Annotated in this window: 12 protein-coding genes; all 12 read left to right on the forward strand. The window is 42.6% G+C overall.

Annotated elements, in window-relative coordinates:
- On the forward strand, positions 1-430 hold a 430-nt coding region (locus DP091_RS27555), incomplete at its 5' end, for a methyltransferase (RefSeq protein WP_258394710.1).
- A 144-nt stretch (positions 431-574) separates the two neighbouring features.
- Positions 575-832 carry an acyl carrier protein gene (locus tag DP091_RS27560; protein ID WP_113061263.1) on the forward strand — a complete coding sequence of 86 codons (258 nt, stop codon included), beginning with the start codon at positions 575-577 and terminating at the stop codon, positions 830-832.
- A 98-nt stretch (positions 833-930) separates the two neighbouring features.
- Complete coding sequence (locus DP091_RS27565; RefSeq protein ID WP_113061264.1) at positions 931-1635, forward strand: thioesterase II family protein; 705 nt, start codon at positions 931-933, stop codon at positions 1633-1635.
- Positions 1636-1688: 53 nt separating this feature from the next.
- Positions 1689-2897: a cytochrome P450 gene (locus tag DP091_RS27570; protein WP_220091186.1), complete on the forward strand. Its 1209-nt coding sequence runs from the start codon at positions 1689-1691 to the stop codon at positions 2895-2897.
- A 108-nt stretch (positions 2898-3005) separates the two neighbouring features.
- Positions 3006-4526: an FAD/NAD(P)-binding protein gene (locus DP091_RS27575; RefSeq protein ID WP_113061266.1), complete on the forward strand. Its 1521-nt coding sequence runs from the start codon at positions 3006-3008 to the stop codon at positions 4524-4526.
- 148 nt (positions 4527-4674) lie between these two features.
- The gene (locus tag DP091_RS27580) at positions 4675-6231 is read left to right on the forward strand and encodes an amino acid adenylation domain-containing protein (RefSeq protein ID WP_113061267.1); all 1557 of its coding nucleotides are present in this window, start codon (positions 4675-4677) and stop codon (positions 6229-6231) included.
- A gap of 506 nt (positions 6232-6737) precedes the next feature.
- Entirely contained in the window at positions 6738-7298 is a 561-nt protein-coding gene (locus tag DP091_RS27585; RefSeq protein WP_113061268.1) for a GNAT family N-acetyltransferase, read from the forward strand.
- Between the two features lie 429 nt (positions 7299-7727).
- The gene (locus tag DP091_RS27590; protein WP_113061269.1) at positions 7728-8585 is read left to right on the forward strand and encodes a manganese catalase; all 858 of its coding nucleotides are present in this window, start codon (positions 7728-7730) and stop codon (positions 8583-8585) included.
- Between the two features lie 655 nt (positions 8586-9240).
- Positions 9241-9801 carry a helix-turn-helix domain-containing protein gene (locus DP091_RS27595; protein ID WP_113061270.1) on the forward strand — a complete coding sequence of 187 codons (561 nt, stop codon included), beginning with the start codon at positions 9241-9243 and terminating at the stop codon, positions 9799-9801.
- Between the two features lie 207 nt (positions 9802-10008).
- Positions 10009-11241: a CynX/NimT family MFS transporter gene (locus DP091_RS27600; protein ID WP_113061271.1), complete on the forward strand. Its 1233-nt coding sequence runs from the start codon at positions 10009-10011 to the stop codon at positions 11239-11241.
- 5 nt (positions 11242-11246) lie between these two features.
- Positions 11247-11678, forward strand: a complete 432-nt coding sequence (locus DP091_RS27605) for a universal stress protein (RefSeq protein ID WP_113061272.1) — start codon at positions 11247-11249, stop codon at positions 11676-11678.
- 429 nt (positions 11679-12107) lie between these two features.
- The gene (locus DP091_RS27610; RefSeq protein WP_113061273.1) at positions 12108-12815 is read left to right on the forward strand and encodes a response regulator transcription factor; all 708 of its coding nucleotides are present in this window, start codon (positions 12108-12110) and stop codon (positions 12813-12815) included.
- Positions 12816-12830 lie beyond the last annotated feature (15 nt).

Here is a 12830-nt window from a genome sequence, read left to right on the forward strand (position 1 = left end):
AACTTTGCACGGGATTTTGTTCGATAGACCACATGTTTTACCAAGGAATCGACTAGAGGAACTTGGTGCCGATGACCGTTGGGAACTCGCGCCAGGGAATTTCTTCGAATCGGTCCCTAAGGCAGACATCTACGTGCTTAAGTACATCATGCATGACTGGCATGACGAGGAAGCCATTCGTATCTTACGCTGCTGCCGAGAGGCTATGGCTCCTGGCGGCCGGGTACTGGTGATGGATCCTGTCATTCCGCCGGGGAATACGCCGCATACAGGTAAGATCCTTGACCTCATTAGTATGACGATCTATGACGAAGGTCGTGAACGTACGGAAGAGGAGCTCCGCCTATTGTTCGCTGAAGCTGACTTAAGGGTGACGCGCATCATTAACACGGGTTTCTACATTTCGATCGTTGAAGCGGTAGCCAATTAAGACTCAGACTCATGATTGAGAAGTTTTCTGCTTCCCAAAGCACCACTTTCTGCACCAACTTCCCAATTTATACATCCAACAGCGGGCAATTTTTGTTGTCCGGAGTTGGATGAAATTCTATTTGATTAATCAGGAGGAACATATATGGATCGAAACGTCTTCTATTCAATTTTAAAAAGCGAACTAGCTCAGTTAGGAGTAAACGATACCGACTTGATCAACGAACAAGATAACCTCATTGAACACGGCGTAGATTCTTTGGCTTTGACCGTCCTGATCTCGAAAATAGAAGCTATCACTGCAAGAGAATTACCGATTGAACAATTTGAATTGTCCGATTTCTATACACTAAAGACGATTTATGAAAAAGTAGTGCTCCCTCAGCTAAACGCCCAAATTTAACTAATCCGCGGCCATGGATTTACTGCATATCGTCATCTATGAAGTCTTAGCAGGAAGAGTCTGAAAAGTCATCGAAGTCGTTATTTAGGGGTGAGCGCTTGATCCTATTTTGTATACCGTATGCCGGTGGAAGTTCAAAAGTATTTAGTTCCTGGGCAGATTCCTTAACAGGAATGCGTGTTATTCCAATTGATCTTGCCGGACATGGAAGCCGATTGCTTGAACCGCCTTATCCATCGTTTGACGAAGCGGTTGAAGATATCATTAATCAGATGATGAAATTCAATGTTTCGGATGAGTTTAGCATTTTTGGACATAGTTTAGGCGGTATTTTGGCTTACCACGTATGTTTGAGATTGCATAGTCGAGGCTTTACATATCCAAGGGTACTTTTCATATCGTCTACAACGCCTAACAGAGCGTCTGACCTTGAAACCATTCATGCATTAAGTGACGAAAAGCTGGTTCCGAAGCTTAGAGAATTAGGCGGCATTCCTAGGGAAATCATGGAGAATGAGAAACTATTAAAATTATTCTTGCCTGTCATCAAACGTGATTTGCGCCTTTTGGAGAGTGCGGACGGCGAAGTTCCATTGCAAAATCCATGCAGACTTGTCGTGCTCTACGGCATGAAAGATGAGTTCTGCAAGCCCTTTGTACACAAGTGGGAGTCGCTTAGCAACAACTGTATCTTCCATAGATTTTCAGGAGATCATTTTTATTTGTTCGAAGAGGCAGATCAATTGTTTGAAGTGATTCATAGGGAGCTTCATGACTTGGGATCTCCAAGTAATGCAGATTAGTCCGGAAGCCGACATTAACTAATTTTATTCACTTGAAGGGCAGGTTGATTCATTTGAAATTGGCTGATATTGACTTAACAGACCTTGAGTTGTTTGCAAGCGGCAAGATTGATTCCTATTTTGCTGCTCTAAGGCAATACACGCCGGTCTTTTGGAATCCCACTTCTGGCTCAAGCGGGTTTTGGGCATTAACCAAGTATCATGATATTTTGAACGCGTGGAAAGATACAAAAGCTCTAAGTTCGGAATATGGTAACATGTTGCGTCTGCACGGAAAACGGGATCCTGCGGCCGGTCGAATGATCAACGTGACGGATCCACCACGCCATGCACAGCTATATGCTTTGCTTGGTTCTGCGATTAACCGGAAAACGGTGGCGGAAATGGAGCCGCGAATCCATGCCATTATCTGCAAACTGCTTGATAGGGTTGTTGAGGGTGAAGTATTTGACTTTGTAGAGGATGTCGCGGCTAAATTGCCAGTTGCTGTGACTTGTGAGTTATTGGGAGTTCCTAGTACAGATTGGGAACTAATGGCGGATCTTAGCAGGGCTGCAGTCACCGGGGAGGATCCGGAATTCAGAAGAGAGGATTCGGTAAAAAAATCGCTCACGACGGCTCATACGCAAATACTGAGCTATTTTCTCAATCTTATTCGTTCCCGTAGACAGAATCCTGCTCAGGATGTGATCAGTCGATTAATTCAAGCCGAAAAGGATGGGGTGCGGCTAAGCGACCAGGAAATTGCACTTAACTGTTTCGTTCTTCTAATGGGTGGTAACGAAACGACAAAGTACGCTGCGGCCGGTGGGCTGATCGCTTTCATTAGGCATCCAACGGAATGGGAACGTTTACTTCAAGACCCCACATTACTATCAAGCGCCATTGAAGAAATATTACGTTGGACGACTCCCAACGTACACGTCATGAGGGTGGCCACAAAGGATATACAAATCAGAGACCAAACGATTTACAGCGGTCAGGCCGTGACGTTATGGACCACTTCGGCCAATCGGGATGAAGAAGTCTTCCCATCCCCATATAAATTTGACATTGGCCGGAGCCCCAATCGACATTTAACTTTTGGGGCTGGGCCCCACCATTGTTTCGGTGCCGGTTTAGCTCGGTTAGAACTAAAGCTCTTGTTTGGCGAAATCCTTAATCGTCGCTACCTGGCGGAAGTTCATGAAGTTCCCCCAAGGGTCGTCTCCAACTTCATGCAGGGCTACAAACATCTTTCAATCGCTTTTACCCGTCATTGATGACTAAGCATCCTTAAGTTCGTTCGGGTCCTGTCTGCTGTTTTAGTAAGTTTCAGTTGACGCGCCCCGTTTACTATCGATATTCGCACAAGAAAGGATGAGAAATCCATGCCTGCTCTTGAACTGGTCGAGCCTCTACAAAATACTTCAGGCACATATTCGGTTGCTGTCGTAGGAGGAGGCTCAGCAACTGTTTCATTTGTAAAGTCGCTAGTTAATCGCGTCATGGATCAAAAAATTAAAAAGGTCAAGCTAACCATCTTTGAGAAAGGGAACATAGCTGGTCCGGGGTTGCCTTACCAGGACGACTTCGACTGTATAAGAATAAACGTACCCGCCCAAGCCATGTCAATTTGCTCTAGGAATGCAAAAGATTTCGAAGAATGGTTGTACCACAAAAAAGAATACTGGCGGTTATATATGGAAAGTGAATTTCTTCCCAGGAGGGTTTTTGGAGAATATCTGTCAGAAACACTTTATTCGACCATAGAGCGGGGAAAAGACTACATTCCGTGTGAAATCATTTTTAAAAAAGTAATAGATATCCATAAACGGGACAATGGTAGGTACGAGATTATTACGGAAGATGGACAACGCTTCGATTATAATTTTGTTTTACTTGCGATAGGCGTCATGAAACCGGATGACCACTATCAGCTGATGGGGGAATCAGGATATATCCACTGTCCATACCCAGCGAAAAGGACATTAAAAAACATAGAGAAAAAAGAAACGGTAACGATGATTGGCTCGGGTCTGGCGGCCGTTGATATGGCTCTCGCGCTTCGCTTCAAGGGTCATGAAGGTAAAATTTTCATGGTATCAAGAAACGGAAAGCTACCCGCCATTAGAGGGCAAGACGGACCTTACAAAACAAAATTTTATACTTCCGATAACTTGAATTGTTCCCTTGAAAAAGATGGCTACGTAGGTTTGCGGCATGCCGTTCGGTTACTGCGAAAGGAGTTTAAGGCTGCTGAACTCGATTGGCGGGAAATCTTATTTAATAAAGCGGAACGGCACGATCATCTGGAAAGCTTTAGAGCAAAATTAAATGAGAGTGTGACGGAGAATCCATGGTATGAGATTTTATGCGAGATTCATGCTGTGACCAATCGATTTTGGAAGGACGTTCCCGGCGAACACAAACAGATTTTTATACAAAAATATCAATCCGCTTATATCAACAAAAAGGCGCCTATTCCATTGATCAACGCAAGCCAAATATACAGCCTGCTCAGGTCAAAGCAACTTCAAATATTAGGCGGCATACAATCCATACAGAAAAGGGAACGAGAGTTTTACGTTAAACTCCAAAACCATCAACAGATTACGTGCGACCACATAATTAACACGACCGGGCCTTCGATGGACGTTTCCAAAAATGGATTATTAAAAAAATTATTGGCGAGAGGCTATGTAACCGAAGATATCAATGGGGGAATAAGGGTTGATTTCGAATCCGGCTCCGTAATTAGTAAAGATGACCGCGTGAATTCTACCCTTTGTGCAATTGGCCATATTGCGAATGGGACTTATTTCTTTATCAATAGTCTTGAACTTATTGTATATCTCGCTGATAGCATTGCCGAGAGATGTGTGACCTTGCTGACGGAATCAACCTTATGAATTCGTACACTGCAGGGGGAGTGGGCAAATTTTTCTTCACAGAATTATACGAGGTTCTACCCATATTGAAAGAGTCCCCTCGAGTGCTGCCTTAGCACCTGGAATCGAATTTTCTTATGAAACTAACTAAGAACATTGGAGGGAAAATATGCGGGATTTTTCTAAACCCCGATTCTTACACGAATATTTTTTGCAGTTGTCATCCAAAATTCCTGATCAGCTCGCGATTATATCAAATCATGCAGAGTGGACGTATTCGCAACTAACAAAACAATCGGAAGCGTATGCAAGAATCCTGGAAGGGATTGGTCTTTCGATCGGGGACCGTGTCATCTTGGAATTTGAACCTTGTCCTGAAGCCGTTGCTCTCATCATTGCTTGTTCGATTCAAGGGCTTGTATTTATTCCCGTGAACCCTGATACTCCTCAAGAACGAATAGAATCCATTATATCAAAGACCGAAGCAAGGCTGCATATTCAAAAAGAGAGAGTTCGATCCTTCTCCCAACACCCACACTTAATTTGTGCCTACCTGGACAAGGATGTAATCATCACAGATTCTAGTACAAAACCTGAGGTCAATCGAAAAGAAATGAGGCTGCTAGAAAGCAACTTGATTTATATCATATTTACATCTGGAACCACCGGACAACCTAAGGGGATTATGATGAGTCATCGTGCAGTCCTATCCTTCTTTGATGGATTGATACACTTTTGCGATTTACCGGCAAAAACTCGAATTGGATCGATCTCTCCCTTGCAATTTGATTTCAGTATTTTGGATATGGGCCTTGCGTTAGGAAGTGGGGGTACACTCGTTCATGTCCCGCGCTCGCTTGTGTATCATCCGAGGCGTTTCTTGGAATACATTGACCGGCATCAGGTCAATCAAATGAATGCCGTCCCATCGATGTGGAAAAGCATTCTGGAATATGCCGACAACAATGCGATATCCAACTCCAACATGCATCTTTCTAGCATCATGTACGGCGGAGAATACTTTCCGATTGACGACTTGAGAAGGTTGCAATCCTTATTTTGCCTTACAAGGATCATAAATGCCTTTGGACCTTCCGAGTCCATTGGATGCTCTTTCAAAAATATCGAAATTCCCATACCGGAAGGGTTAACCAACTTATCGATTGGGGCGGGAATGCATAATGCAGAAATGTTACTTATAGACGAAGAAGGTGCTCTCATACGGGAACCGGATGTCGTTGGGGAAATATATTTAAGAAGCCCGTGTTTGTTCTCAGGCTATTGGAGGGACGAAGCATTAACCCAGATGCGGCTTATTCCTCTGCCGTTATGGCCCGATTCGGGAGAACGGATCTTCAAAACAGGCGACCTGGCATATCAAGATGAGGCTGGTGATTTTTATTATGTTGGCAGAACGGATAACCAAGTGAAAGTGTTGGGCAATCGAATCGAATTAGAAGAGGTGGAACGTAAGTTGATGTCCCACCCTGCTATCAATCAGGTAAGCGTCATCGTAGAAGAAGGGCAATTGCCACTGCTTCATGCCTTTGTGGTGCTTCATGATCAAAAACTAAAAACGCCTCCAAGCGACTTAAGAAGTTACTGCGCGAAGACGCTCCCCACTTATATGCTGCCGGCGAAATTTGATTTCTTGGATTCTCTCCCGCTTAATGCAAATGGGAAAGTGGATCGGAACGCTTTAAAACGGTTATATCAAAAAGTATAGCTAAATATTGTAGATTACTCTTTGACTATCATCATAATTGGTGTGTATGATAATCAATTCTTCCTTAAAACGACAAATAGAAAGATAATGATAGTGGAAAAACTATAAGATAAGATAAAAACTCCTGTAGCTAAACGGGAGTTTTTTTATGCATTATCATAGTTCGGCTTTGTTCGCATTAGCAAGAATACGTTACATGTAACTAATATTTCAATATTACTTGACATGTGAATGGATTGGATTATTACATTTGTATGAGGCCGTTGCTTTTACTTGAAGAGTTATATTTCCAAAGCGTTCAAGGCATTTCTATTCCTCTCAGGCAGCTAAAGAGCTGAAAAGGACACGAACTTGATCCGATTACCGATTAGATGTTTATCTAACTATGTTTCTGTTTCCATGCAATTTTATTAAGCTAACGGGCAGTTTAACGTGGTTCTAGCCATGGAAAATGCACTACCAATTAATTGGATTATTTTGTATATTGTAAGTAAAAGAGGTTGTCTATGAATTCTATCATGATTGATTTTCCGGATGAGTTTTTTACAGAGCGTCTACTAATTAGAATGCCTAGACCAGGTGATGGCAAGATAGTATGTGAAGCTGTTAATGCTTCCATTGAAGAGTTGAAGCCTTGGATGAAATGGGCCCAGGATAAGCATACCGAGTATAATTCAGAACTTGGAATAAGAGAAGCACATATTAAATTCCTAAGTAGAGAAAACCTAAGGCTACTTGTATTTTTGAAGGATACCGGGCAATTTATAGCCTCCTCAAGCTTACACAGCATCGACTGGGAAGTTCGAAAGTTTGAGATCGGCTACTGGATTGATACTAGGTATAGTGGGAAAGGTTACATGACTGAAGCTGTACAAGGTATCGCTGATTTTGCTTTTAATCACCTGAATGCAAATCGATTAGAGGTACGTTGTGACACTAAAAACACTAAAAGCAAGATGATTCCCGAAAGGTTGAAGTTTGATCTGGAAGGTGTTATTAGGAATGAAGATCTGTCTGTTGATGGAAGCGAATTAAGGGACACGTACATATATGCAAAAATAAAGTAATCATCCATTACTGAAGCAGTACACTGAGCTATCTAGAGACGATATTTCAATAATTGCACCAAGACAAGGCTGCCGCTGATAAACGGCAGCCTTGTCTTAGTATGTGTATTTTAGTAAGCAAGATTTGGCGCCTTTAGGCGCAGTTTGGCAACAGGGAGTTATACCCAAGAGCAAACCACCTAATGGAAGAGTGGTAATGATTTTAAGTACACAACTTCTTGTCCTAACTCAATGGCAAGAACTTATAGGCTTTGCCGAATTTTCAAGAACTTGATTACTTGGCCGATTAAGTAATTATTAATGTCTGGTGCGAGCACCTTGTTAAGCTAACTCATGAACCAGAGAATGGATGAACTGCTGCACTCATCCTTTGACAGAGCATATAATGCTGAGGGTAAACGCCCATATTTGTCAAGGAGTGATGTAGGAATGTTTTTTCATATCAAAGAATTGCAGTATCATGCGAAGCCCGAAAGACCCGACCCATTATACGCCAAGAAACTCCAGGAAGTTCTCGGGGGACAATTCGGTGAAATTACCGTAGCGATGCAGTATTTATTTCAAGGTTGGAATACGAGAGGGGACGGAAAGTACAGAGACCTTTTAATGGATACAGGAACCGAGGAGCTTGCACACGTCGAAATGCTCGCGACAATGATTGCAAGGCTACTGGACCATGCTCCAGCGGGAGATTTGGAAGAAGCGGCCAAAAACCCGGTTTTAGCAGCCGTACTCGGCGGCATGAATCCTCAGCATGCAATCGTATCGGGATTGGGTGCTACGCCAACCGACAGTGTCGGCTATCCATGGAATGCTCGGTATACGATCGCCAGTGGCAATTTATTGGCTGACTTTAGGGCAAACTTAAATGCCGAGTCCCAAGGACGGCTTCAAGTGGCGCGTTTGTACGAGCAAACGAGCGATCGTGGTGTAAGAGACATGCTTTCTTGGCTGCTAGCACGGGATACGATGCACCAAAATCAATGGATGGCAGCAATTGCCGAGCTCGAAGAGAAGGAAGGCAAAGTCGTTCCAAGCACATTCCCCCGAAGACTAGAGAAGCGCGAGGTATCTTACACGCTGTTTAACTTTTCGATGGGTGAAGATAGCACGTTGGGACGTTGGGCAAAAGGTCCGAGTCCGGATGGATGCGGCGAATTCAACTACGTACCAAATCCGAAACCGCTGGCTCCCGCTCCTCATCTTCCACCTGCACCGCCTTATATTTTCGATACGCCACCGGGCGTCGTATCGGGGAAAGGCCCATTTGTTCCCCCTTGCTATTGATAACTAGTACAGCTGATCTTCTTATTAAAGATGGATATATTTGATCAGGGATAACCCTTTCATGCATTGTTATATAAAATGGAGTGGAACAAATATTGATGAATATCAATTACTGTTAAGCATTTAAGTTGGACGACAAGAACATAAAGGTCGCATTATATGCGGCTTCGTATTATTAGGCCATCCAGAGAGTGAGATTTCTGGTTGGCCTAATTTTCTGGCTGGGTTAAGGTGGCGGTAGCCGGGAAAAAACGGTGAGTCTATGTGCTATGTCTCCGTTAAAAATAATCAGCGGCTTTTTATTTTTTGGTTTAATGAGAAGGAGAGTGTGATAAATCGAATGATCGTGGCGATTAGGCCAAATGTTGTCGGTGACTATAAATTTACGTGCCCCGTGTATCATATTTTTACAGATAATCGGTACATTAATAGCCATTGAATCTTCAATCTTTGTTCCGTTGTAAGCATCTGCATAATGAGCAATGACGAAAGAAGAACCAGCGGAGATAAGATGATTTCCACATAGACAGAGTTACATAGCTATATGGAAGTAAGGAAAGTATGGAAATCCACTGGGCTTACACGTGGTTCATATGGAAAAGAGTCTAAATAAACAATATACTAGCTATAAAGTATTAGTTGAGGTGAATTTTAAATGGATGAAGTCGATGAATCAAAACAAATGGTATTACAAATCGGCAGTGCATTGAAAAAGTACAGAAAAGAAAAAAACATGACCTTAGACGACTTAGCGGAATTAACGGGCGTAAGCAAACTTACGCTGGGAAATATCGAACGTGGCGAGACAAATCCAACTTTGGCAATTATATGGAAAATTTCAAAAGGCATATCTTTACCGCTATTGGCTTTGTTCAGATCAGATAACCCTGTTAGTTTATATCGAGCAAGCGAAGGATTACGGTTTTCTAATGATGAAAAAAATTGGATCATTGAACCAGTCTTTAAAAGCAACGATATTGAAATGTGTCGGGCATACTTACAGCCAAATAGCTCGTATCACCCCGAAGGTCATCATGTGAATACAACTGAAATCGCGACAGTAATGACTGGCTCCATTGAAATTCAAGTCAATGAAGAGATTTATACATTGAATCAATATGATACGATCAGTTTTCGTGCAGATTGTCCTCACTCTTATACCAATCGTACGAATAGCGAAACAGTGCTCCATATATCCTTAAAATATGGTTTCTAACAGTCGAAAAATCCACTTATTAAATACAACTCCGAATCCATGGCGGGAATTCAGAGTTGTATTTTTATTGTTTAGATAAGATTTAATATATCTTAAAATATTTATTGTTAAATTTAATATATTATAATATACTTTTATTGTTCGCGCGGATGTTATTCTCATATAGAAAAGAATAATTAGTATGAATTCTGGAAGGAGAAAAGAAGAATGCCGAAAAAACATAATAAAAAATTCGTGCAATCCTCTATAGGGCTGATCATTCTCGGCATTATTGTTATTGCAGCTAATTTACGTACTCCCTTAACCTCAGTCGGTCCTTTAGTGAGTCTTATAAGGGATGACGTTCATATTTCAAATACATTAGCAGGCCTGATCACAACGGTACCCTTGCTCGCCTTTGCTTTATTATCGTCTCTTGTACCAAAATTAGGACGAAGATATGGGGTAGAGCGTGTCATTTTGATTGCCCTAATCTTTCTGACTGCTGGTATTGTAATACGTTCATTATCTGGCGCAGTTAATCTGTTTATTGGGACAGCAGTTCTTGGATTCGCAATTGCCGTATGTAATGTATTATTGCCAAGTATAATCAAAAGGGACTTCCCAGATAAAATTGGCTCCATGACAGGTGTTTACTCCATCTCAATGAATTTATGTGGAGCAATCGCATCGGGAATCAGTGTTCCTCTAGCCGTGAACGCAGGTCTAAAATGGCAGGGAGCTTTGGGAATATGGGGGATTCTAAGCTTTGTATCGATCCTCTGTTGGCTACCCCAATTAAGAAATCAAGCGAAGGAAACAGCCACGACGAGTCAAAGGATGGTCAGCTACGATGTGAATGTTTGGCGATCCCCGCTTGCCTGGCAGATAACCTTGTTTATGGGTATACAGTCCATGGTTTTCTATGTGTTGATCGCTTGGTTGCCTGAAATTTTAAAGCAGCAAGGAATTGCCTCCAACCAATCAGGATGGTACCTCTCGATCATGCAGTTAGCGATGCTTCCATTTACCTTTATTGTTCCCGTTATTGCCGGGCGCATGTCTAGTCAACGTTTGTTAGTGGTCATCACAACCATTTTGCTATTGACGGGAACGCTCGGACTTCTTTACGGAAACTCCAATATCATTCTGTTGTGGATCATCCTACTCGGAATTGGTGGAGGTTTCGCCTTTAGTTTGTCCATGATGTTTTTCGGGTTGCGCACTGAAAATGCGCATCAAGCAGCGGAATTATCTGGCATGGCCCAATCGATCGGATACCTTCTTGCCGCAATCGGTCCAGCCCTTATAGGATATCTGCATGATGCGACAAATAGTTGGAACCTGCCACTTTTCATTCTGCTCGGGGCTTCGATCGTACTCTTTTTAGTTGGTATAGGAGCAGCAAGAAACCGTTTTGTAGGTAGCCGAACTAGTTACGAGCTGCCACGGAAAGGATGATAAATATGTTTGACAAAATTATGGTGGCCATTGATAAAGCTGAAATAACAACCAAACTCCTCGATGCAACCGTTGAAATAGTCCGAAACAAACAAACTCAAGTTACCTTGGTTAATGTCATCCAGGAATATGTGCCGAATGGCATGACATATGTACCAGAGAATTTCTTGGAAGATATACTGAACGAAATGGAGAAAGCGAGTTTGGAACAATTGCAACAAGCCAAATCTAAATTAAAATCTGCGGGGATTAACTCGGAAACAGTTCATCTTAAGGGAGATCCTGCACATGAAATATTAAAGTATGCAAGGGATGCCGAACAGCAACTTATTATTATCGGAAGTCGTGGGCTAACGGGCATAAAAGAAATGATGCTTGGTAGTGTCAGCCACAAGGTTTCACAGCTATCAAGTTGCCCAGTCCTCATTGTACATTAACTCCTTCGGAACTGCAGAGAAGATGCATTGTTATAATAACGGAATACGTGCAGCGGCATTCTAGGATATTTGTGTCCTACAATGCCGCTGTTTCTATATCCCTTTAGCTGCTCAAATGTTGACGATGAACATGAGCCGATAACCGATTAGATAAGCGTCTAACTATGTTTCCATGCAATTTCATTAAGGTAACGGGCAGGATTGCTTACCAATCTGAATTGATAGAAGAATCGCTCGTGAAAGATACATTAAAACTGGCTTATGTTATGAGTACCCAGAGCAGATCCATGGATTGTTCTCCTTTCTTCGGGTTTATTACAAGTTAAGTTGGGCACAGTGGAATCAGTTGGTGGAGGAATCTAAAGTGTCTGTGCTAAGATGAGGGTATATTATGATTCAAGCTGGGGAACAGGGCAGAAGGGGTGCACATTGAAGAAAATACTTGTCATTGACGATGAAGTCGCAATCAGAGATTTAATTGAGCTCGTACTGAGAAGAGAAAACTACGTCGTTCAAACGGCTGAAAACGGTAAAATAGCCCTGCAGCTGCTGGATGCTTTTGGGCCGGACCTTGTTGTGCTTGACTTGATGCTGCCTGACTGCTCCGGATATGACCTGTGCAAGGAAATCACCGGGAAACGTGCCGTTCCTGTGATCATGCTCTCTGCCAAAAATGAAGTAATCGACAAGGTGTTGGGACTAGAGCTAGGGGCGGAAGATTACATGACCAAACCCTTTGACAATCGTGAATTGCTCGCTCGGATCAAGGTGATTCTGAGAAGAAACGAGAGCAAGGAGGAATCAAGTGAAGGAACAGAAGTGAAATCTACACGCATTATTCATGAAGAGCTTACATTTGATCTGGAAAGCCGAAGGGTGCTGAAAAACGATGTACCCGTGTCTTTAACGGCCAAAGAGTTTAAAATTCTGGAAACGCTACTCAAAAGGCCAGACAAAATCTTTACCCGGGATGAGCTGCTGCAGATCGGATGGGGATATGACTTTATGGGAGACAGTCGCAGCGTGGATATGACCATCATGCGATTACGGAAGAAGCTGGAGGATAATGCGGACGAACCGAAGTATGTCAGGACGATCTATGGATTTGGCTATCAACTTGGAGGTGGCGAGGCCTGAAGTATGCAACCCGGT

This window comes from Paenibacillus sp. MDMC362 (assembly GCF_003269305.1).
Classification (GTDB): domain Bacteria; phylum Bacillota; class Bacilli; order Paenibacillales; family Paenibacillaceae; genus Paenibacillus_AQ.